Raw genomic sequence first — 22038 nt, 5'->3', positions numbered from 1 at the left:
ATTCAATATATAAAGTTTCTAAAAATATGTACGGTTAATTTAATCAATTAGTTCATAAAAATCTAACGTAATTAGAACTATAACATAGAAAAATCGTGAAATACTCTTTGTAACATAACTGTAATAGAATAGTTATATCGCCATAACAAAAAGGCGCTGTATGTAACAGTGCCTAGTGTTTATGTAATATTTCTTATACTATTTTTGCTCTGACAACCACTCAACAACAGCATCTAAATCTTCACCTTCGACTAAATTACTGGGCATACTTCTTGTGCCGTTTTCAATCACTGATCGTATATATTCCGGAGATTTCTCGCTTCCGATATGAGACAAGTCTTTACCACTACTTCCGCGTCCTTTTAAATCTTCACCGTGGCAACCAATACAAGTTTGTTTATAAACAATTTCTCCTCTATGCATGTCAGATGCATTTTTACTCACGGATTCTTCCGCACCGTCAGAATTACATGCTGACAAAATAACGATCGCCGAAAGACCAAATATAAATTTTTTCATATATATCACCAACTATGTAAAAAAGCTTTGCCCGTAGACAAAGCTTATAACTAATTATTATTCTTGAAAGTAATTGTATAAGTCATCAATTTCATCATCTGAAAGACTTTCGAATGCTGGCATTTGTCCTTTACCATTTTTAACTGTGTCAGCAAATTCGTCTTTACTTAAGTCAGTACCTGCTAATGCTGGGCCAGTTGCACCTGTGAAGTCACTACCGTGACATGATTGACAGTTATCTTTAGCAATTTCTTCACCAGCTTGTGCATCCCCTGAATCTGCATTGTCTGAATCGTTATCTGTAGCATCATCGCCCCCGCCGCATGCTGCTAGAACTAACGTTGAACCTAATAAAAATGTTGATAAGTACTTTTTCATTGTGTCCACCCCTAATAAATTTTTTAGTATAAAATACTATACCTATATTCTAACAGAAATAAACACTTTTTATAATAATTGTATTTACATATTTAAATGCCAGCGTAAATAACTATCTATAAATGGCATTAAATCTCCGTCCATCACTTTGTCGACGTTACCGACTTCATAATTTGTACGGTGATCTTTAATCATTGAATATGGATGGAACACATACGAACGAATTTGAGATCCCCATCCGATTTCTTTTTGTTCACCTTTTAATTTTGAAATTTCTTCTTGTTGCTTTTCAAGCTCTAACTGATACAGTTTTGACTTTAGCATTTTCATTGCAGTTTCACGGTTTTTAATTTGTGAACGTTCGTTTTGACACGTCACAACAACTCCTGTCGGATGGTGAGTAATTCTAACTGCTGAGTCTGTTGTGTTAACGTGCTGACCACCAGCACCACTTGCTCGGTACGTATCGATTGAAATATCTTCTTGGTTCACTTCGATATTGATATCCGAGTCTTTAAATTGAGGTGTAACTTCACAAGATACAAATGACGTATGTCTACGTCCAGATGAATCAAACGGTGAAATACGCACGAGTCTGTGAACACCTTTTTCACCTTTTAATAATCCATAAGCAAATGGTCCTTTCACACTCAGCGTCACACTTTTAACTCCTGCCTCATCGCCAGCTAAATAGTTTAATGTTTCTACTTTAAAGCCTTCATCTTCAATAAAACGGTTATACATTCTTAACAGCATATCTGCCCAGTCTTGTGCTTCAGTCCCACCTGCACCCGGGTGAAGCTCTAGAATTGCGTCTTCACCATCGTGATCTTCACTTAAAAGAATATTTAATTCAAATTCTTTTGATTTATCATTAACGTCTTCGATTGTTGCTTCCATCATTTCTTTTAAGTCATCATCATCTTCTTCAGCTAATAATTCTAATGATACTTCAATATCATTCACTTCAGATTCTAGCGTATTAAATCCGTCGACCACTTTTTTTAACTGATTATTCTTTTCAATGATTTCATTTGCTTTGTCTGGGTCGTCCCAAAATGTTGGGTCGACCATTTTTTCTTCATATTCTCTAATTTGAGTCTCTTTTTCTTCTAAGTCAAAGAGACCCCCTAAATTTTTCTAGCTTGTCATGCATGTCATTTATAAAACTTTTAATTTCACTAATTTCCATTTAAATCACCTTACGCACCGTGGCAGTTTTTATATTTTTTACCTGATCCACATGGACATGGATCATTTCGACCGACAGTTTGTTTTTTTCTAACCGGTTGTTTTTTGACTTTCTTTTTACCGTCAGATGCTTGCATTTTGTTTTTATCAACAACTTGTTCACGTCTAATTTCTTCATCTGTTTGAACTTCAGTTTTTAATGTCATACGAGACACATCGTCTTCGATAGCATCCATCATGTTTTCAAACATCTCTAGACCTTCGTTTTGATATTCTCTTAACGGGTTAATTTGTCCGTAAGATCTTAAGTGAATTCCTGTACGTAGTTGGTCCATAGAATCGATATGTTCTGTCCATTTTTGGTCAATCGTACGTAACATCATCATTCGCTCGAATTGACGCATACGTTCAGAAGTTAAAATTTCTTCTTTTCTATTTAATTCTTCGTATGCTTTTTCTTTTACGAGAGTAATAATCTCTTCAGTGGAATGTCCTTCTAAATCATCGAGTGAAATATCGTCTTCTTGGACGTAATATTGTTCGAGTAATTCTTTAAACGTCTCGTAATCTGTCATTTCAGAATTATCGTTATAGTAACTGACTGTACGTTCAATAGAGCTATCAATCATACCATGAAGTAAATCTCTAACATCTTGTTTATCGATAATCTCGTTACGTTCACCATATATAATTTCACGTTGTGTTCTTAGCACTTCGTCATATTCTAATACACGTTTACGTGCATCGAAGTTATTTCCTTCGACACGTTTTTGTGCAGACTCAACATTACGCGTAATAAATTTACTTTCTAACATTTCGTCTTGCATACCAAGTTTTTCCATCATTCCTTGAATACGCTCTGAACCAAATCGCTTCATTAAGTCATCTTCAAGTGATAAATAAAACGTACTGATTCCAACGTCACCTTGACGCCCAGAACGTCCGCGCAGCTGATCGTCAATACGACGTGATTCGTGACGTTCTGTACCGATCACCGCAAGACCACCAAGTTCTCTAACACCTTCACCGAGTTTAATATCCGTACCACGACCAGCCATGTTCGTTGCGATCGTCACTTGACCGCGCTGACCAGCATCTTCAACGATTTGTGCTTCTTGCTCGTGGTTTTTAGCGTTTAAGACGTTATGGCGTACGCCAGCTTTACGAAGTAAATTCGAAATAATTTCTGACGTTTCAACCGCAACTGTACCGATTAAAACCGGTTGCCCTTTTTTATAACGCTCAACAACTTCATCAACAACAGCTTTAAACTTATTGTCTTTTGTAGAGTAAATTCTATCGTTTAAGTCTTCACGCTGAACCGGACGGTTGGTTGGAATTTGTGTCACGCGCATGTTGTAAATATCTAAAAATTCTTCTTCTTCAGTTTTTGCTGTACCCGTCATCCCTGAGAGTTTGTTGTATAGTCTAAAGAAGTTTTGGAACGTAATTGATGCGAGTGTTTTAGATTCTCTTTGAATTTCAACTGCTTCTTTAGCTTCTAGCGCTTGGTGAAGCCCCTCAGAAAATCTACGTCCTGGCATCGTACGTCCTGTAAATTTATCGACGATTAAAACTTCTCCGTCATTCACGACGTAGTCTACGTTTCTTTCCATTGTGTAATTTGCTTTTAATGCTTGGTTAATATGGTGGAGAATCGCAACGTTTTTTACGTCGTAAAGATTATCTAATTTAAACCATTTTTCGGCTTTTGTCATACCGTCTTCTGTTAAAAGAATCGTATTTTTACGCACGTCATACGTAAAGTCTTGTTCTTTTTTAAGTGTCGTTACAAATAATTGTGCTTGCTGATACTCAGTGACTCTCTCGTCTGCTTGTCCTGAAATAATTAACGGTGTACGTGCTTCGTCGATTAAAATAGAGTCGACTTCGTCCACCACGCAGTAATTTAATGGTTTTTGAACACGATCTTTTTTGTACGCGACCATATTGTCTCTTAAGTAATCGAATCCGAGTTCGTTATTTGTCGTATACGTAATATCACAGTTATATGCTTCACGTTTCTCTTCACTATTTTTTTGATTTAAGTTTAGTCCAACTGTTAAACCTAAAAAGTTATATAGTTGCGCCATTTCTTCACTTTGTACTGAAGATAAATACTCGTTAACTGTAATAACGTGTACACCGCGCCCAGTTAATGCGTTTAAATACACGGGCATCGTCGCTGTTAACGTCTTACCTTCACCAGTTTTCATCTCTGCGATGTCACCTTTATGAAGCGCAATTCCGCCCATAATTTGGACTGGATACGGTTTTAAACCGAGTGTACGCGTAGAAGCTTCACGTACGACCGCGAATGCTTCTGGTAAAATTTTATTTAATATTTCTTCTTGTTTTTTTATATTGTCACTATGTTCAGCTAATTGTGCTTTAAACTTTTCCGTCTCCGCTTGAAGCTCAGCGTCAGAGTATGCGCGATATACATCTTCTAACGCAGTCACTTTTTCCATCTCTTTTTCTAGAGATTTGAGTTCGCGTTTATTGCCATCGAATATTTTACGCAAAATGCTCATCGATATATCTCCTTATAAAATCATTATCACTATATTTTACCAAATATTTCTATGAAAATAAAAGTTTACACACAAAAAGCCCCTAGTGTGTACTAGAGGCTATAACAATTAGTTTGTTTCAATTAAACCATATTTACCGTCTTTACGTTTATATACGATACTTGTAGATTCAGTATAACGGTCATTAAATACGAAGAAATCATGACCGAGCATGTTCATTTGAAGAATTGCTTCTTCAGCATCCATTGGTTTTAAAGTGAATTCTTTAGATTTCACTACTTTGATTTCATCTTCGTTTGACTCTTCTTCCTCTTGATCATTTAATACTTGGAATAAGTCCACGTGATTCTCATCTTGTTCACGGAACTTACGGTTAATTTTTGTTTTATGTTTTCTAATTTGACGTTCTAACTTTTCAACGACCGCATCGACTGCAACATATAAGTCGTCGTGTCTTTCTTCAGCACGTAATGTTAAACCTTTCATTGGTACAGTAATTTCTACTTTACCCATTTTGTTTTGGTAAGTTTTGATGTTCGCATGAGCAAAAACGTCTCGGTCATCGCTGAAATAGCGGTCTAACTTATTGACTTTATCTTCAATAAATGTACGAATCGCGTCAGTAACCTCGATGTTTTCTCCTCTTATTTCAACTCTAATCATGATGAAAACCTCCTAATGTTCTCTTCTTACTTAAATTATATCAAAGTTTTCTAGATATAGAAAACGTTAACACATCCATTGACTTCGGCTGTTCGTGCCTAAGTATTTCTGCAACTTGGCGCACTGTTTCACCTGTAGTGAAAATGTCGTCGATGATTAATATCGACTTGTTTTTTATGCAAATATTCCCGTCCTTTAAACTGAATGGGTTCTTTTCATTTTCTCGGTCAATTTTAGACATTTCTGATTGTCGTTTCACTCTACTTGACGTTAAACAATCTGTATATTTTACATTTAATTCGTCTAATATTTTCGTCACTTGATTAAAGCCACGTTCTTTTAACCGAACATCTGAAATTGGAACCGGTACTACTATTTCATATAACCGTAAATGTGATTTTATAAACATCGCAATAACTTTAGATTGCACCGCATCACCTTGGAATTTATAGCGTCTCAACATTCGCTTTACAATACCTTCATAATTAAAAAGTGCATGGACGTTCATACCATTAAAGTTAAACTTCTCGTTTACTCTTAACGCTTCATACTCATCTAAACATCTATGACATATTAATGGTTGTTTTTGAAATATATTAACTAAATGAATATTCTCTATAATTAATTCATGACAATGTAAGCAATTCATAATTTCACTTTTCCTTTATTAAATTGAAATGTTTTTTCTCTCGCTTTCATAATCCCTCGTGTATTGTATTTTGTAAAAATGTAGACGTTACCTTTAGTATCTTCTAACTTTCTTCCTGCGCGTCCTGCAATTTGTATGAGTGACGTATCATCAAAATATTCACCGTGCACGACGAATACATCAAGTCGTTTAAATGTCACACCTCTTTCAAGAATTGTCGTCGTAATCATAATGTCAATTTCACCATTACGCATGCGGTCGATTTTTTCTTTCCTTAATGGATCTCCACTAAAAATCGTTTCCACTTTTTCAAATTCCTTATTTAATACTTCTTTCATTGGTACTAACAAATCAATATTCGGCACAAAAATAAAAACTTTTCTATTACGAGGTGCGAGTGATTCTCTCAATCGGCTTAAAAATATTTCTGGTAACTTCTTTTTCCTTAACGTCTTTTTTATATTTGTATAATAAACTTCAGGCATGACGAGTGGTTCTTTGTGATAACGGCGCGTAATTGAAACGATATTTTCTTTTTTCACTTTACGAATGAGTGAAGCTTCTGGTGTTGCGGTTAAATATATAATGACTCCACTATCCGTTTTGGCTTTGTCGATTTGTGTTTTTAGTAACTGATCCTTTGTTAACGGAAAAGCATCGACTTCGTCAACGATAATAACGTCATAATGATTTCTAAAGTTATATAATTGATGAACTGTTGAAACGGTAAATACAAAATCCGCTTCAATTTTTTCATCGCCATATAGTAAGTCGATTCTCGCATTTTTAAATGCGTCCGTAAGTCTTAAATAGATTTCACGGATTACATCTACACGCGGTGAGACGAATAATACGTTCATACCAAGACTTCTCGCAAATTGAATTCCACGAAACGTAATTTCGGTTTTACCAGCACCTGTTACAGCATAGATCATCAAATCATGATGATGTTTAATTGCGTCAACGATTCTTTCTTGTGCGTATTGTTGTTCTTTATTTAATTGAAACGATAATTTGTATGCGATTAATTCTCGGTATCTTGATGGTTCAACTACTCTTAAAGGTGTTCGAGAGTCGCTCCGACCTAAATTTACACACCTTAAACAGTACGTGACTTCACCGTAGTAGTCAGTGTACGTATAAAAAAGTCCATGATTACTATTTCCACAACGTACACATTTGTATTTATATCTGTCCTTAACAACACCACATTCTGCGTAAACTTTTGCATCTATATTTCTCGTAAATTTCATATATTCTCCATAAAAAACACGCAACTAATAAGCTGCGTGTTAAATGATTATTTTAATTTAGAATCCTGTAATATCAGCATTGAATGATGTAATTGCAACTCCGATTGCTTTTTCTCCTAAATGCGTACCAATTACTGGACCGAAGTGACTTTTTAGTACTGTTGCACCTTTAAAGTGTGCTTCTAACTCTTTTATAAACTCATCCGCTTCGTCATCGATATTCGCGTGAATTACTGTTAAAGTGACTGCTTCATTTTCAACATTTTGTCTATCGATTGTATCTTTAATAAGGCCCACTACAGTATTTAACGCTTTTTTCTTTGTGCGTATTTTTTGAATCGCGACAATTTTACCATCTTCAAATCGTAAAATTGGCTTTATTTTTAAAAGTTGCCCAACAAAAGCTTGTGCGTTTGATAGACGTCCACCTTTTTTTAAATTTGTTAAATCATCTACAACAAAATATGAATCAATAAATTCTTTCGATTTAAAACGTTCGAGTCTTTCTAACAATTCATCCAGTGGTAATTTATCTTTTTGCTGTGCGGCATAGACTGCAAGTAATCCAAGAGGCGTACAAGCGATATCAGAATCTATCGGATGAACTTCTATGCCATCAACGCTTTGTCCTGCTGCAACTGCGTTTTGAATTGTTCCACTAATATTTCCTGATAGATGTAAACTGATTACATCTGTGTACCCTTTTTTATGAAGATCTTCAAGTAAAATAATATAATCTCCAATCGAAGGTTGACTCGTCGTTGGAAGTTCCTCACGGTCTCGCATTTTGTCGTAAAATTCCTCTGGAGTAATATCAATGTCTTCTCTGTAAATTTCATCGTCGAAAATCGTATTTAAAGGTATCGTATAAATGTTATTTCTACGTTTAATTTCATCTGATAAGTATGATGTTGAATCTACAACAACTGCTATTTTCATATATATCCCTCACATATTAGCACTCCATTATATAGTACACTAAAATCACCCTATGTTAAACTGTTTTAAAGAGGTGTAAATGATGGAACAAATTTATATGAATAAACTAGACACGTCGACAGAAATAGATATTAAACGTTCAACTTTTATATCTTATATTGCACGTACTGAAACTGAAGACGACGCAAAAGAATTTATTGATACAATTAAAGAAAAACACCGTGACGCTACGCATAATTGTAGTGCGTATATTATCGGAGAGAACGCACTCATCCAGCGTGCAGATGACGATGGCGAACCACAAGGAACTGCTGGAATTCCTATTTTAGAAGTATTAAAGCGTGAAGAATTATACAACACGACTGTCGTTGTTACGCGTTATTTCGGGGGAATAAAACTTGGTGCAGGTGGTTTAATTCGCGCGTATTCAAGTGGGGCTGCTGAAGCAGTAAAAGCGAGTGGTAAAGTATATCTTGTTCCGATGATACCTGCAACAGTGTTACTTGACTATACGTTTACAAGTCGATTTGAATACTTTTTAGAACAAGAAAATATTGAAATTAGAAATCAACAATATACAGACAAAGTGAGTTATGATCTCATCATTCCTGAAGAAAAAGTAGAAAGTGTAGAAAGCGAACTACAAAAAATAACGAGTGATACGTTTACGATGACTACTTCAGAAGTAGAAATGGCAGAACGCACACTCGTTTAACGAGACATATATATAAACATTCGTTTAACAAATCGTAAAATTGGGCGGCGGTTTGTTCCAATTAAATCCGTCGCTTCTACGATTATGACAACAGATAATATCAGTAGTAAACAAATTAATACTGCACCTGTAATTGTTGATAAATATAAAATTACGGACGCTATCGCAAATAATGCGGCCATAAAGTATAGTAAAATCACACTTTGACGATGTGTGAACCCTAAGTACTGCAACTTATGATGTAAATGCCCTCTATCTGCTCGCGTTAATGATACGCCTTCTCTATAACGTCTCACTGCTGCAAATATAATATCGATAAAAGGCACCCCTAAAATGATGATTGGGAATAAGATTGAGAAAAACGTAATATTTTTAAATCCTAAAATCGATAGTACACCGAGTACGTAACCTAAAAACATCGATCCGTTATCGCCTAAAAATAATTTTGCCGGATAGAAATTATAATATAATACTCCAAGTGTCGATCCGATTAATATCACACTAATCATCATGACAAATATATTGTTTTGTAAAATACCAATGACTGCAATACTTGCTAATGCAATGATCGTTACACCAGATGCTAAACCATCTAAACCGTCGATTAAGTTAATCGCATTAATGATGACCGCAATCCATAAATAAGTAAACGGTATCGCAAACACTCCGAAGTCTACTGTAATACCAAACGGAGTAATCGTATCAATGACAATTCCAAACATGACTGGAATCGTTATAACGACAAGTTGGCCAATAAATTTTACACTTGGTTTTAAATCATACTTATCGTCAATAATACCAATAAGGACGATTAATCCACCACCAAGTATAATCGGCATATATTCTACTTCCATTGGACGCGCAATAATTAATGTAATTACAAAAGATACAAATATCGATATACCACCTGAGAATGGCATCGGTTTTGAATGTTGTTTTCTATGGTTTGGATAATCTACATATCCAAACTTATAGCTCAGTTTTATAAATATCGGTGCAACGATGAAAGATATGATTGCAGATAATATTAAAAGAAATAATGTATACATACCCTCACCTGCTAATTATTCTTATATACTATATCATAAATTTCGTTTAAATACTCATCTCACTTCATTTCTATTTCACTTAAAACGGTGTATAATATTACCGGGACTTTTGAAAGGCGGTTTCAATAATGATTTTAAAATTCATCTTAAATATCGCTTTAATCATAAGTGGCATATATGTATTTTACCGATTACAATATTATTTTAGAAAAGGCGTTAAAAATAAAAACTTATTTCAAAGTGTAATGATGACCACACTCGCTATATTTTCTCTCATCATTCCACTCTATATTGGTGATGTGACGTTGTCGTTTTACTACATACCGATGCTCTTATTATTCTTATACAACAAAATTCAGTATAAGCTATTATCAGTAGTTATCGTTTTTATGTTTTACTATTTTCTGTTTCAATATGACCTCGTTCAGTTCATCATATTTTTAGCTTTAATTACTGTGTATCAATTGATCGTGCCGTTTATAAAAACTCCGAAAATGAGTGTTACGATATTATCCAGTGGCTTATTTACAGTCATTTACTTAATTTTATTATACGCGTTTGTTACACCTATTAGTGACAAAACGTTAGTTGCATTTTTCATTTTCTCATTATGTGCAACAATATTAGTGATTAAAGTGTACGAAGATATCGACAAAATATTTACTCATTTTATAAATCAAGAGAAATATCAGTATTATGATTCACTCACTAGTCTTGGTAACGTAAGAATGCTCGATCGTTTTATAGATGATGCATTTAAAAAGAATGAAACAGTCAGTATTCTATTAATTGATATCGATAACTTTAAACTGTTTAACGATATGCAAGGTTATGAAACTGGAGACCAGTTGATTAAACAAGTCGCTCGTTTATTAAATAACCACATCCCAACTGGTGGAAAGTTATTTAGAAGTACAGGCGAAGAGTTTTCAATGGTGATTCCAGATATTTCTTTTGACCAAACTGTGAGACTCGCTGAAGCGATTCGAAATGCTGTTGAATCAACAAAATTTCACGTGGATAATACACACGTCATCAACATGACAGTGTCCATTGGTATCGGCTTTAAAACAGAAAATAAAAACGTCAAAAAAGATATTATTCGTGAAGCGGACAATATGCTGTTTGCCGCAAAAAAACAAGGGCAAAACCGGATTATGTTTGCACCTATTGGATAATTAAAAAAAAGCAGGAATAAAATTCCTGCTTTAATCTTCAACACTTCCAAGTGCTTGAACTGTTATCTTACCATGAGAATCATGCCACTTGACTTCGCCATTTTCAAAGTAAAATGCTTGTGGTGATTCATGTTTAATATTAAATTTTTCAGCAATGTAATTTGAAAGTTCTCTATGTTCTCGAACGACTAAATAAAAACCATCGATATCACGTTCATAGTGAAACTTTTGAAACTCATCAAATGCTCTCGCAGATATTGGACAAGTGTCGCTATGTTTCATAAAGTAAAAGTATGGTTTCTCTTCGAGCAATCGGTCAAATGACTCGATTGATGTTATCTTTGTTAACATCTTGAACAACTCCTTATTAACTTTAATTAATTTATCACGGTTTATTGTTAAAATCAAATTAAAATACAATAAAAACAATATGAAAGGGTGAATATAGTGCCTAAAGAATTAAAACGCTGGACAATTTTAGATACGATTAACGCTACACTTTTAATCATCGTATTTTTATTTGTTTTAGATTTTCAAAACAATGCGTTAGTCTCTTGGATTTTTGTCGTCGTATTTGCCTTTTGGATTGTAACAGTAATTTCAAGAAATATTGTCATTTCTCGAATTAGGGAAGGTAAAATGGACAATCCATATGACCAACTTAACGATAAAAAATAATAAACTGCACGACGTGCAGTTTATTTTGTTTCTTCTTTTAATTTATTTAATTCTTCGTGATACGTATCATCTAATTTTTTAAACGTCTCGATTTTAGAAATACTTTTTTGAGTTTGAATATCTTGCTCTTCTTCGTAAATTTTAATGATATTAATTCTTTCACGGTAATAAGACTTAAACGTGTAAAACATCTCTAGACTCATACTACGCACTGCTTTAGCATCATCTGTTTCAAGTGACAGTTGATTTAGCTTTTCGATTTGATCATCTAAAATTGGCATTAGTACTTCTTCTACGATTCTTTCTTTTTCATCTGCATCGTCATCACCTTGAAGTAACGTCACGTTGTCTTCTAATTCTTTACTTTTTTCGTTGACGATATCTATAACTTCATCAATTTCATTGTTCGCTTGTTTAGAATGATCTTTTTGAATAATACTTTGACGCTCTTCTTTAGCAGCACTCACCGCTTCACTGTCTTTAATCAGTTGATCTGTCGATTCTTCATATGCAATGAAAAGATCTGTACCAGCTCCGAGTTCTTTAGAAAAAGATTCTTTTAGATGTATACTTTCAGCATAGTCTTTATGAATTTTTTTAATTTCTTCATTTGTAATGTCAATTTTTTCTAGTTCTTCAACCATCTCTTCAGAAATTGGAATAAGATTGTCATCGATATTTTTCTTTAGCTTATCGACTTCACTTCTTTCAATATCTTTTTCAGTTCTCGTACTGACATGTTCAATTTTTTCTAAATCTATTTCAGATAAATGTTCATAATACTTTTTATCGAGCGCATATATTTTTTTCATCGAAGATTCGTACATTTCGAGATCATTACTTAACGATGAACGACACGCACAAAGGAGTAATACAATTATTGAAAGTGTTGCGACTTTAAATATCTTATACATGCTAGAGTTACACCCCTCTTAATCTGCATGGTTATTCTAGTCTTTTTTTATATACATGTTTATAATAGTAATTGATTCATTTTAGAAAGGACTTTAATTATGAATATTGAAAAATCCTTACGTGAAAAACTAAATGGTTCTTCTATTAAAGTAAATGAACCTTTAAAAAACTACACGTACTCGCACACAGGCGGTATCGCAGATTACTATATTACAGTATATAATATACACGATGCAATGGAAACTATCCATTTTGCGCGAGAACATAACATTCCTTTAACGTATCTAGGAAATGGTTCTAACTTAATTATTCGTGACGGTGGTATTCGAGGCATCGTTTTAAATACGCTAGAACTAAAAGACATTAAACGTGAAGGAGATTATATTATCGCTGGTAGTGGAAGTCGAATTATCGACGTATCTCGCTTTGCAAGAGATGAATCACTCACTGGTTTAGAGTTTGCTTGTGGTATTCCTGGTAGCGTCGGGGGCGCTGTGTATATGAATGCTGGTGCGTATGGTGGTGAACTAAAAGACTGCCTAGAAGAAGTTAAAGTCGTTACACCTGAAGGTGAATTACTAACACTTCACCGCGATGAATTACACCTTGGATATAGACAAAGTATCGTCCAAGAAAATGGATATTTAGTCGTCGAGGCAACGTTTAAGCTTGCTGAAGGTAATATAGATGAAATCAATGCTGTAATGACAGAACTCACTCGATTACGTGAAAGTAAACAGCCACTTGAACTGCCGTCATGTGGATCAGTGTTCCAAAGACCACCGGGACATTTTGCTGGAAAGCTTATTCAAGATAGTAAACTTCAAGGACATCGAATTGGTGGTGTTGAAGTATCTAAAAAACATGCTGGATTTATGGTCAATATCGATAACGGTACAGGTAGTGATTACGAAGAATTAATTCACTACGTTCAAAAAGTTGTTAAAGAGAAATTTGATGTCGAGTTACAGCGTGAAGTAAGAATTATCGGTGAACATACAAAAAATCCGAATCAAGAATAATCTTGATTCGGATTTTTATTATTTAACTTCACTTAAAATCTCTTCGATTTCTTCCAGTTGCTTCATAGCTGTAATATGACCACCAGAATTTAAGTACCATCTAACTGAGTCTAATTCAAAGATATTGTCATCTTTAACTGCATCAACGTTGTTTGTAACATCTGTTTTAATTACGTCAACTTTAGTTGCGTCTTTACCATTACTAATCGCTGCACCTCTATCCATAACTAGTACGATACCTGGATTTTGTTTCGAGATGTACTCATAAGAAATTTGGTTACCGTGTGATGCTGTTTTTTCTTGATCAGGTTCTTCACCAGATGCTTCAAATCCAATTGGATGATATAAGTAATCATAGCGTCCACCTGGACCATGAAGTGATAAGTCGCCACCATTTGTTTGGATGAACATCATCGTTTTATCATTTTCATTAACTGCTTGATTAGTTTCATCGATTTTTTCATCTAATTCTTTGTTAAGTTCATCTGCTTCTGTTTCTTTGTCGTATAATTGACCAATAAAGCTTGTCATATCTTTAATATCGTTAAAGAAATTATCTGATTGTGCTGCAACGTTAATGACTACTGCATTAGGCGCAGCTTTTTTTAATTCTTCAATCGTATCTTTATTTGTTTGACGTGCACCAGTCATAATAATTTCTGGATCTAATTCTGCAATTTTTTCGTAGTCAGGCTCTTTTAAACCACCAAGATTTGCATACTTGTCATCTTTAAAAGTTTCAAGGTCTTCACCTAATGAAGACTTGTTATCTCCTTTTGTTAATCCAATAATATTATCTTCTAAGTCAAGTGCATCAAATGTAGATGCTACACCAATATCTAATAACACGACTTTTTCTGAGTTTTTAGGGACGTCAATCGTTTCATTGACTGCTTCTGTGTCTCCATCCGGCTTGTCTGTTAATCTCATATCGAATTTATTTTCGTAAGAAATTGTTTCTTTTTCTGAGCTACTTTCGTCGCTACTCTCTTCTGATGTTGCATCACTACTACACGCTGAAAGCACGATAATTCCTAAAAATAATAAAACTAATGCTGATAATTTTTTAATGTTCATTTAAACTTTCCTTTCTAAATTTAGCCCCCACTAAATTTCAAGTTGTAGCGCACTCATCACCTCCTTAAATGGTATTTTTTATACGCCCCCAAATACTTGACGTGATTCTGCTGCTTCACCATCAAAGTATATACAAATTTGGTGACCACATACGCTTTGTATTTGAATATCCATATCATAAATATCTCGTAAAATATCTTCTTGGATGACTTCATCTTTCGTACCCGAAATTTGAAGTTTACCATCTTTTAATGCAGCGATATTATCCGAGTAACATGACGCGAAGTTAATATCGTGGATTACAATAATAATCGTCTTGTTTCTTTCTCGGCATAATCTACGTAAAATTTGCATAATTTGAACCGAGTGTTTCATATCTAAGTTATTCAATGGTTCATCTAAAAAGATGTACTCCGTATCTTGTGCGATAGTCATCGCAATATACGCACGTTGACGTTGACCACCGGATAACTCATCAATCATACGATCTTCTAAATCTTGAAGTCCCATATATTTAATGGCTTCGTCAATTTTTTCGTTATCTTCTGCTTTCAGTCGACCTTTACAATATGGGTAACGACCAAATGCAATCAGTTCTCTAACTGTAATATTTAAATTTAAATGGTTACTCTGTTTTAAAATAGAGATTTTTTTAGCGAGTTCGTTATCTGGTTTTGTAAATAAGTTTTCACCTTCTAACAAAACTTCTCCGCTATTTTTATCCATTAAACGTGTCACCATTGAAATAACTGTACTTTTACCTGCACCGTTTGGGCCGATAAGTGACATCAGTTTACCTTTTTCTATATCGAGAGATACGTTATCTACTACTTTTTTGTTACCATACGCCTTAGAAAGACCTTTTATTTGAATCAAGCCTTACTCCTCCTTAGCATTAAATAGATGAAGTACACCCCACCTACTAAGTTAATGATAACACTTAGTTCAATGTTATTCTTAAATACAAACTGTACAACCATTTGACCGATTAAAAGTGCGATAACACTAATTAATGTCGTTCCTATAATGATGTAGAAGTGTTTATATGTTTTTAACACTTCATGTGCAAGGTTAATGACTAAAAGTCCTAAAAACATAATCGGACCGACAAGTGCTGTTGATGCTGACACAAGTATCGCAACAATAATAAGAAGTTCAGATACTTTACGATCATAGTTAATTCCGAGGTTGATTGCATGATCTCTACCAAGTGACATCACATCGAGTGATGAAAAATCGAGTAAAATAATAATCACCATTATGCTCACAATTCCGAGTGTGATGTATAACAATGTCTCATTAATCGATGTAAAAGAGCCGAACAGTTGCCCTTGTAATACGAGGAAGTCTTCTGGACTAATTAACACTTGCATAAATGTCGCTAAGTTTCCGAAAAATGTACCAAGTATAATACCGATTAATAATAATATAAATACGTTGTTTCTCGTCATTTTGAATAAGTATTTAAATACGATTACTGTAAAAATAACGAGTATAGCCATACTTAAAAAATAGTTGTATGCACTATTTAATAATAATGGTGAACTCACTCCTGCAATAAATACAATCGTCGTTTGTATAAATACATAGACTGAATCAAGTCCCATTATTGTTGGGGTGATAATTCTATTTTTAACAATCGTTTGAAATATCACTGTAGAAACTGCGATTGCAGTCGCTACAACGATAATCGCAGCCGTTCTTAACACTCTTGATGGCAACTGATAATGTAAAATTTTAAAATTTAAGCCGTAAAACATGTAAAATGCGATTAACGCTAACGCAATTAATGCGAGTACTATCAGTTGTATATTGAGCTTTTTATTACTCCGCATATTTCACCCTCCTATAAATCATAAATAGGAAGATTGCACTACCGAATACGGCAATGACAAGACCAACTGACACTTCGTACGGGTAAATGATAACACGACCAATAATGTCACATATCATTACGAATATCCCACCAAGTGTTGCGGTTAAGAAAATCGTACTCCTTAGATGATCTCCTCTAAATATCGAAACGATATTCGGAACAATTAACCCTAAAAACGGAAGCATACCAACGGTTACAACGACAATTGCTGTAATCGCTGCAGTAATAAATAAGCCAATATTAACGACTCTTCTGTAATTTAAGCCTAAGTTTTTAGAGAAATCTTCTCCCATACCTGCAACTGTAAATTGATGTGCATAAAAAATTGCTAATATAAACAACGGAATACTAATATATAAAATTTCATATCGTCCAGTTACAAGTGTAGAGAAACTACCATGCATCCAAGTTGAAATAGATTGTAAATTATTCGTGCGGAGTGCTAAAAATGTCCCAACACTCGAAACAACGCCACCAAGCATAATACCGATCAGTGGTACAAAAATGATATCTTTAAATTTAATACGTGTAATAATTTGCATAAAAATTAAAGTCCCTATTAATGCGAGTGCTGTCGCGAATGATAATCTCATTAACATGCTCGCAGCTGGGAAGAATATCATACCGATTAAAATACCAAGCTGTGCCCACTCCATCGTTCCTGCTGTCGTTGGTGATACGAATTTGTTACGCGTGAGTTGTTGCATAATAAGACCACACGTCGAAAGCGCCGCTCCTGCAATAATAATCGACACAGTACGCGGGATTCTGCTATGTAATAAAACTGTTTTTTGTTGATCGCTTAAATTAAATATGTCACTCAGCGGCAAACTACTCACACCGACAAATATTGAAAGTATAGATGTGAATATGAGCACGATTATTAATATGTCTAGTCGAAATAATTTTTTTGCCATAAGAAACCGCCTAATTGATAATCATTCTCATTGGTTTTCTATTTATCATTATACTACAATACATCTCATTTACAAGAAGTATATATAAAAACCACTCATTTCTGAGTGGTCTTAATGAATTACTATCGTTTCGCCGTTATCATTTAAATACTCATCATCTAGAATTTTTAAAATAGTGTTTAACGCACGATTATCGTTCGTATTAAAATCGTCATTATTAACTGGTGGACGATAACTGAGTGTGTACACGTCTAGATCCTCTTTACGAAGTTCACGTTCTAAAGCGTGTGTTAACCCCTCAATCGCACCTGTCACTGCATAATATAAGTTATGTTCAAACACTTCTTCATCTGTTGGTTCAACTAAATTTATAATTTTTGTTTCTTTCGTTTCGATTAACTGATTACGTAACGTACGAACACCTAAGTACGTCCCCCATACGTGTTCATCCATAACTTCAGTAAATTCATCATAAGAAACGTTATAAACACTATTATCTTCTGTATGAATTGAGTGAATGAAAATTATCCCATTTAAACCGTCATACGTTGATTCTATTTTTTCAACCATATTTAGCCAATCAATTTCTTTTGCTTGTTCAAGTAAAAATACTTCATGATGTGCGTCACTATTTTCACTTATATTTTTGTGAAGTTCTTCAAGGCCACTATAGTCGTCTCCAGAAAGTATTAAGTTATGTCCGTTTTTTGACAATTCTTGTGCGAGACGTTGGCCAATTGAAGTCAGCGCATCTGTTATAATATATGTCTTATTCATAATAAGTACCTCCAGTAGAATGATACCCATTCCTAGATACTTATTTTACGTCATAACAATATTTTCGTCTAGAAATGTAGTTACTCTACAACGACTTCATTTTTAGGCATTGTGTGTAAACCATTTGCGTCTACGTGTGAGATAACTTCATAAGTTCCTGATTCTTCGAATGTGTATTTAATTTTATATTTTCCGTTCTCATCGAATTCACCGTCAATGTGATCAAGACTTTCATCATCTTTTAGTACTTCGAATACGACTTTGTCTGCATCGTTTACATCTTCATCGTTTGATGTCACGTGTGCGACGAACTCTACTTCTTCACCTGCTTCAGTAGTTTCAGGTGTCGTTAACTCAACGTCAAGACCCGCAACTTCATCATGTTCGTGGTCACTATGCTCGTCATGCGCTTCTTCAGTCTCATTACCGCAAGCTGTAAGTACTAGTGCACTTGATAAAAACAATGTCCCAAATAATTTTTTCATATGTATCCCCCTAGATTAAATCGTAATACCTTTAGAATAGCACAACAAATTTTATTCCTAAAAGTTAAATTGTGTATAATTTTCGAAAGTAGAAGCAAGTGTGCATTTTACGTTACTTTTTAAATGACTGTGTTACACTATGATAGTAATTTTTATAATAAAGAGGGTATTAAATTGAATAATATAACTAAAGGGATTATCGCATTAATAATCTCTTCACTTGGTTTTAGTTTAATGTCTTTGTTTGTTAAGTATTCAGGTGACTTACCAACAGTGCAAAAAGCATTTTTTAGAAATTTTGTCGCAATGCTTATTGCACTCATTCTAGTTGTTCGTTATAGAGAGCCATTATTTGGTAAAAAAGAAAACCAAAAACTACTCTTACTCCGCTCGACACTTGGACTCCTCGGGGTCATATTAAACTTCTACACACTAGACAAACTCGTGTTAAGTGACGCTGATATTTTAAATAAACTAAGTCCATTCTTTACGATTATTTTATCAGCAATCTTTTTAAAGGAATATATTAGAAGATTCCAAATGACGTCTATTGTGATTGCATTTATCGGTGCGATTTTTATTATTAAACCGTCGTTTGAAAGTGCATCGTTCGATGCATTAGTCGGTGTTATCGGAGCACTTGCCGCTGCAGGAGCATATACTGTGTTAAGAGTTCTCGGGGATCGTGAAAAATTCTATACTGTCGTATTTTACTTTTCAGGGTTCTCAACAGTTGCGCTACTGCCGTTTTTCATCTATAACTACGAACCGATGACGATGGAACAACTGATTTTCTTACTACTCGCAGGAGTTGCAGCATCAGTTGGACAGTTTGGTCTAACGATTGCTTATAGTTACGCACCAGCGAGAGAAATCTCGATATTCTTCTACACGACAATTATATTTACAGCAATCTTCAGTATCGTATTCTTTGGAGAGTATCCGGACGTATTCTCAATTATCGGTTATATTATTATATTTGCAGCAAGTTTCTACATGTACATGAAAAACTTACCACCAAAAGGAAGTCGTACAAAAGTCTAGAAATTAATTGGTAGCGAGACCGAGAGGTCTCGCTTTTTTGTTGGTTACACGTGAATTTTAAAATGTGGGTGAGTTTTTTAGGTTGGAGTAGGCATTTTATCTTGTAAAGGTTGGAGATATCTTATTTCTAAATTTTATTTAACAGTTTTAAGTTGTTTTTGTAAGATAACGCTAATTAATTTACATATTTTCTTAAATCAACCAAGATTTTGTTAATTATATGATTATATTTAACATATTTTAGTTTATACAAGTAATTTTTGTTAAATAAACAATTTTATTTAACAAATCTTAGATTTCTCACGTCAATTTTGTTAATAACTCCATTCGTTACACCCCTTAACACACAAAAAATCCCGTAAGGTAATACCTTACGGGACTATATTACTTCTTATATTCTTCAATCACTTTTAAAAAGTGTGGACTATAGTGTTTTAACTTATAGTTTCCAATTCCAGAGATTTTAATCATATCGCTTTTATTTTCTGGCATTTTTTTTGCGATTTCTTTTAGTAACGTATCTGTAAATATTTGTGATTCTTCTATATTTTTTTCTACTGCGAGTTCTTCACGTTTATCTTTTAATTGCTGATAAAGTGACTCATTAAAACTCGTTTCTGTCGATACGTCTACCTTTTCTTTAAACTGTGTACGATACGTTACTGTGTACACTTTGTCGAGATCATCTAGCACACGATAACTTTTATCTACTAAATAGAGCGTATTGTTTTTTAAGTGTAAGTAACCTTGATAGACAACTTCTTCAATAATATGGTGCACTTCACTCGTTAAATAATTTGAAAGACTACCATATTGTTTTGCATGATGAAGACTTGCATGAATAATATTATCCGCAGACTCTCCTCTTAAAATTTGGATCGCCTTCTCTGGTGAAATTTCGTAGTCTTTTGAAAGCTCAATTAGAAATTTCGCTTCTTTTGTCATGTCTACTGTTCGATTAACGTTTAAACAATTCGAACACATTCCACATGGTTCGACGTATTCGTTTTTATCGAAATATTTAACGATTGACGCGGATAAGCATTTCGACGTTTCTTTATATTGAATCATTCGATCCAGTTTTTCACGCATACTTTCTTTGACGTCATCACTCGCTGGTGAACGGTCGATGAAAAACTGCTGCAGTAAAATATCTCTAGAGTTAGAGAGTAAAATACATTGACTCATTTTACCGTCACGCCCCGCGCGCCCAATTTCTTGATAATAACTTTCTAAATCACCCGGTAAATTAAAGTGAATGATGAAACGAATGTTTTCTTTATCAATTCCCATACCAAAAGCGTTTGTTGCGACGATCACTTTAACGTCATTATTAATAAATCTATATTGATTTTCTTCGCGCTCTTTTTTACTCAGTCCCGCGTGATAGATTAAACTGTCAATACCGTTATCTTTTAGAAATCCACTTATTTTTTCAGTTTCTTTACGTGTCGCCGCGTAAATAATACCACTATCGTCCTTATGATTATTTAAATAATCTAATATGAAACGTTCACGTTGATACGTATTATTGACGATGAGTTCTAGGTTATCACGCTTAACTGATGTTTTATATACATGATCATTTTCGATATTTAATAAGTCTACGATATTTTTTTCAACGTCTTCAGTTGCTGTTGCGGTTAATGCAACTTTTATCGCGTCGTTAATATGCGCATTAATCACAGGAATGACTTCTTGGTAACTCGGTCTAAAGTCGTGCCCCCATTTAGAAATACAGTGGGCCTCATCAAATGCAACGAGTGGGATATGAATACTATCGATAAGTGCTAAAAATTCGCTACTATTAAACCGCTCTGGTGCGACGTAGAGTAAATCTACTTCTCCATTAAAGACTAATCGATCCACATCTTCTTGATCTTTTTTACTCATATTCGAGTTAATATACTGCGCGTTGATTCCTTTTTCTTGTAATGTATTTACTTGATCTTGCATTAACGAAATCAGTGGCGATATAACGATAGTTGTACCTTCTAATATTAACGCAGGTACTTGGTAACATAGCGATTTACCAGACCCTGTTGGTAATACGCCAAGCGTATTATGTTTTTTTAATACAGACTCTATAATTTCTTTTTGCTTTGGTCGAAATGTCTCTAAACCAAATGATTTCTTTAACACAGATTCCATACTACTCATTCCAATCGTCCAACTTTTA

The 22038-nt window shown here is 34.2% G+C and carries 23 protein-coding genes; 5 read left to right on the top strand and 18 right to left on the bottom strand.

The genetic code is table 11. The features are described from left to right. Positions 1 to 198: 198 nt before the first annotated feature. The 8 genes from KPF49_RS01320 to KPF49_RS01285 form a co-directional block, all read right to left on the bottom strand. Positions 199 to 519, bottom strand: a complete 321-nt coding sequence (locus KPF49_RS01320) for a c-type cytochrome (RefSeq protein ID WP_183673287.1) — start codon at positions 517 to 519, stop codon at positions 199 to 201. 57 nt (positions 520 to 576) lie between these two features. Continuing rightward, a complete protein-coding gene (locus KPF49_RS01315; protein ID WP_183673284.1) occupies positions 577 to 897 on the bottom strand; it encodes a c-type cytochrome in 321 nt (106 codons plus the stop codon). Between the two features lie 84 nt (positions 898 to 981). After that, a protein-coding gene (prfB, locus tag KPF49_RS01310) for a peptide chain release factor 2 (protein WP_183673282.1) occupies positions 982 to 2089 on the bottom strand; the annotation gives its coding sequence in 2 pieces (ribosomal slippage) (positions 982 to 2016 and positions 2018 to 2089; 1107 coding nt in all). A gap of 10 nt (positions 2090 to 2099) precedes the next feature. Beyond that, positions 2100 to 4622: a preprotein translocase subunit SecA gene (gene secA, locus KPF49_RS01305; RefSeq protein ID WP_183673280.1), complete on the bottom strand. Its 2523-nt coding sequence runs from the start codon at positions 4620 to 4622 to the stop codon at positions 2100 to 2102. A 108-nt stretch (positions 4623 to 4730) separates the two neighbouring features. Next, the gene (hpf, locus tag KPF49_RS01300; protein WP_221265220.1) at positions 4731 to 5285 is read right to left on the bottom strand and encodes a ribosome hibernation-promoting factor, HPF/YfiA family; all 555 of its coding nucleotides are present in this window, start codon (positions 5283 to 5285) and stop codon (positions 4731 to 4733) included. Positions 5286 to 5325: 40 nt separating this feature from the next. Continuing rightward, positions 5326 to 5934 (bottom strand): ComF family protein, encoded by a 609-nt coding sequence (locus tag KPF49_RS01295; protein ID WP_183673278.1) that lies wholly within the window; start codon positions 5932 to 5934, stop codon positions 5326 to 5328. After that, positions 5931 to 7187 (bottom strand): DEAD/DEAH box helicase family protein, encoded by a 1257-nt coding sequence (locus tag KPF49_RS01290; RefSeq protein ID WP_183673276.1) that lies wholly within the window; start codon positions 7185 to 7187, stop codon positions 5931 to 5933. The genes KPF49_RS01295 and KPF49_RS01290 overlap by 4 nt, the downstream gene beginning before the upstream one ends. A 57-nt stretch (positions 7188 to 7244) precedes the next feature. Next, complete coding sequence (locus KPF49_RS01285) at positions 7245 to 8126, bottom strand: DegV family protein (protein WP_183673274.1); 882 nt, start codon at positions 8124 to 8126, stop codon at positions 7245 to 7247. Positions 8127 to 8205: 79 nt separating this feature from the next. Between KPF49_RS01285 and KPF49_RS01280 the strand changes: the two genes are divergently transcribed. Beyond that, a complete protein-coding gene (locus tag KPF49_RS01280) occupies positions 8206 to 8841 on the top strand; it encodes a YigZ family protein (protein ID WP_246562758.1) in 636 nt (211 codons plus the stop codon). Here the strand turns inward: KPF49_RS01280 and KPF49_RS01275 are convergent. Further along, positions 8838 to 9890, bottom strand: a complete 1053-nt coding sequence (locus KPF49_RS01275) for a glycosyltransferase family 4 protein (RefSeq protein WP_183673269.1) — start codon at positions 9888 to 9890, stop codon at positions 8838 to 8840. The two genes, KPF49_RS01280 and KPF49_RS01275, sit on opposite strands and share 4 nt — an antisense overlap. A gap of 128 nt (positions 9891 to 10018) precedes the next feature. On the opposite strand from KPF49_RS01275, the gene KPF49_RS01270 reads away from it, so the two are divergent. After that, positions 10019 to 11068 (top strand): GGDEF domain-containing protein, encoded by a 1050-nt coding sequence (locus KPF49_RS01270; protein WP_183673267.1) that lies wholly within the window; start codon positions 10019 to 10021, stop codon positions 11066 to 11068. A gap of 30 nt (positions 11069 to 11098) precedes the next feature. Here the strand turns inward: KPF49_RS01270 and ytxJ are convergent, their stop codons facing one another. Next, positions 11099 to 11419, bottom strand: coding sequence for a bacillithiol system redox-active protein YtxJ (gene ytxJ / locus KPF49_RS01265; protein WP_183673265.1), 321 nt, complete (start codon positions 11417 to 11419; stop codon positions 11099 to 11101). A 96-nt stretch (positions 11420 to 11515) separates the two neighbouring features. Between ytxJ and KPF49_RS01260 the strand changes: the two genes are divergently transcribed. Further along, positions 11516 to 11746: a hypothetical protein gene (locus tag KPF49_RS01260; RefSeq protein WP_183673263.1), complete on the top strand. Its 231-nt coding sequence runs from the start codon at positions 11516 to 11518 to the stop codon at positions 11744 to 11746. A 20-nt stretch (positions 11747 to 11766) separates the two neighbouring features. On the opposite strand, the gene KPF49_RS01255 is transcribed toward KPF49_RS01260, so the two are convergent. Then, a complete protein-coding gene (locus tag KPF49_RS01255; protein WP_183673261.1) occupies positions 11767 to 12660 on the bottom strand; it encodes an EMYY motif lipoprotein in 894 nt (297 codons plus the stop codon). 99 nt (positions 12661 to 12759) lie between these two features. Between KPF49_RS01255 and murB the strand changes: the two genes are divergently transcribed. Further along, positions 12760 to 13683, top strand: coding sequence for a UDP-N-acetylmuramate dehydrogenase (gene murB / locus KPF49_RS01250; protein WP_183673259.1), 924 nt, complete (start codon positions 12760 to 12762; stop codon positions 13681 to 13683). An 18-nt stretch (positions 13684 to 13701) separates the two neighbouring features. Here murB and KPF49_RS01245 read toward each other — a convergent pair whose 3' ends face one another. The 6 genes from KPF49_RS01245 to KPF49_RS01220 form a co-directional block, all read right to left on the bottom strand. Continuing rightward, entirely contained in the window at positions 13702 to 14760 is a 1059-nt protein-coding gene (locus tag KPF49_RS01245; protein WP_183673257.1) for a siderophore ABC transporter substrate-binding protein, read from the bottom strand. A 78-nt stretch (positions 14761 to 14838) separates the two neighbouring features. Further along, entirely contained in the window at positions 14839 to 15636 is a 798-nt protein-coding gene (locus KPF49_RS01240; RefSeq protein ID WP_183673255.1) for an iron ABC transporter ATP-binding protein, read from the bottom strand. Further along, positions 15633 to 16595 carry an iron chelate uptake ABC transporter family permease subunit gene (locus KPF49_RS01235; protein WP_183673253.1) on the bottom strand — a complete coding sequence of 321 codons (963 nt, stop codon included), beginning with the start codon at positions 16593 to 16595 and terminating at the stop codon, positions 15633 to 15635. The genes KPF49_RS01240 and KPF49_RS01235 overlap by 4 nt, the downstream gene beginning before the upstream one ends. Continuing rightward, a complete protein-coding gene (locus tag KPF49_RS01230; RefSeq protein WP_183673251.1) occupies positions 16585 to 17553 on the bottom strand; it encodes an ABC transporter permease in 969 nt (322 codons plus the stop codon). Before KPF49_RS01230 ends, KPF49_RS01235 begins: the two co-directional genes overlap by 11 nt. Positions 17554 to 17664: 111 nt before the next feature. Further along, positions 17665 to 18330 carry an SDR family NAD(P)-dependent oxidoreductase gene (locus KPF49_RS01225; protein ID WP_183673249.1) on the bottom strand — a complete coding sequence of 222 codons (666 nt, stop codon included), beginning with the start codon at positions 18328 to 18330 and terminating at the stop codon, positions 17665 to 17667. A gap of 80 nt (positions 18331 to 18410) precedes the next feature. Then, positions 18411 to 18815, bottom strand: a complete 405-nt coding sequence (locus KPF49_RS01220) for a FixH family protein (protein ID WP_183673246.1) — start codon at positions 18813 to 18815, stop codon at positions 18411 to 18413. 174 nt (positions 18816 to 18989) lie between these two features. Between KPF49_RS01220 and KPF49_RS01215 the strand changes: the two genes are divergently transcribed. Then, the gene (locus tag KPF49_RS01215) at positions 18990 to 19859 is read left to right on the top strand and encodes a DMT family transporter (RefSeq protein ID WP_219490129.1); all 870 of its coding nucleotides are present in this window, start codon (positions 18990 to 18992) and stop codon (positions 19857 to 19859) included. Positions 19860 to 20243: 384 nt separating this feature from the next. On the opposite strand, the gene recQ is transcribed toward KPF49_RS01215, so the two are convergent. Next, positions 20244 to 22010 (bottom strand): DNA helicase RecQ, encoded by a 1767-nt coding sequence (gene recQ / locus KPF49_RS01210; RefSeq protein WP_183673585.1) that lies wholly within the window; start codon positions 22008 to 22010, stop codon positions 20244 to 20246. Positions 22011 to 22038 lie beyond the last annotated feature (28 nt).

The sequence above is a fragment of the Nosocomiicoccus ampullae genome, assembly GCF_019357495.1.
Lineage (GTDB): Bacteria > Bacillota > Bacilli > Staphylococcales > Salinicoccaceae > Nosocomiicoccus > Nosocomiicoccus ampullae.
The sequence above is the reverse complement of the archived record's forward strand: the minus strand, read 5'-3'. Positions and strand labels throughout refer to the sequence as shown.

Excerpts from the sequence above, each read along its gene's own strand:
- KPF49_RS01320 (WP_183673287.1), bottom strand. The coding sequence starts at position 519 with ATGAAAAAATTTATATTTGGTCTTTCGGCGATCGTTATTTTGTCAGCA.
- KPF49_RS01315 (WP_183673284.1), bottom strand. The coding sequence starts at position 897 with ATGAAAAAGTACTTATCAACATTTTTATTAGGTTCAACGTTAGTTCTA.
- secA (WP_183673280.1), bottom strand. The coding sequence starts at position 4,622 with ATGAGCATTTTGCGTAAAATATTCGATGGCAATAAACGCGAACTCAAA.
- hpf (WP_221265220.1), bottom strand. The coding sequence starts at position 5,285 with ATGATTAGAGTTGAAATAAGAGGAGAAAACATCGAGGTTACTGACGCG.
- KPF49_RS01295 (WP_183673278.1), bottom strand. The coding sequence starts at position 5,934 with ATGAATTGCTTACATTGTCATGAATTAATTATAGAGAATATTCATTTA.
- KPF49_RS01290 (WP_183673276.1), bottom strand. The coding sequence starts at position 7,187 with ATGAAATTTACGAGAAATATAGATGCAAAAGTTTACGCAGAATGTGGT.
- KPF49_RS01285 (WP_183673274.1), bottom strand. The coding sequence starts at position 8,126 with ATGAAAATAGCAGTTGTTGTAGATTCAACATCATACTTATCAGATGAA.
- KPF49_RS01280 (WP_246562758.1), top strand. The coding sequence starts at position 8,206 with ATGATGGAACAAATTTATATGAATAAACTAGACACGTCGACAGAAATA.
- KPF49_RS01275 (WP_183673269.1), bottom strand. The coding sequence starts at position 9,890 with ATGTATACATTATTTCTTTTAATATTATCTGCAATCATATCTTTCATC.
- KPF49_RS01270 (WP_183673267.1), top strand. The coding sequence starts at position 10,019 with ATGATTTTAAAATTCATCTTAAATATCGCTTTAATCATAAGTGGCATA.
- ytxJ (WP_183673265.1), bottom strand. The coding sequence starts at position 11,419 with ATGTTAACAAAGATAACATCAATCGAGTCATTTGACCGATTGCTCGAA.
- KPF49_RS01255 (WP_183673261.1), bottom strand. The coding sequence starts at position 12,660 with ATGTATAAGATATTTAAAGTCGCAACACTTTCAATAATTGTATTACTC.
- murB (WP_183673259.1), top strand. The coding sequence starts at position 12,760 with ATGAATATTGAAAAATCCTTACGTGAAAAACTAAATGGTTCTTCTATT.
- KPF49_RS01245 (WP_183673257.1), bottom strand. The coding sequence starts at position 14,760 with ATGAACATTAAAAAATTATCAGCATTAGTTTTATTATTTTTAGGAATT.
- KPF49_RS01235 (WP_183673253.1), bottom strand. The coding sequence starts at position 16,595 with ATGCGGAGTAATAAAAAGCTCAATATACAACTGATAGTACTCGCATTA.
- KPF49_RS01230 (WP_183673251.1), bottom strand. The coding sequence starts at position 17,553 with ATGGCAAAAAAATTATTTCGACTAGACATATTAATAATCGTGCTCATA.
- KPF49_RS01225 (WP_183673249.1), bottom strand. The coding sequence starts at position 18,330 with ATGAATAAGACATATATTATAACAGATGCGCTGACTTCAATTGGCCAA.
- KPF49_RS01220 (WP_183673246.1), bottom strand. The coding sequence starts at position 18,815 with ATGAAAAAATTATTTGGGACATTGTTTTTATCAAGTGCACTAGTACTT.
- recQ (WP_183673585.1), bottom strand. The coding sequence starts at position 22,010 with ATGGAATCTGTGTTAAAGAAATCATTTGGTTTAGAGACATTTCGACCA.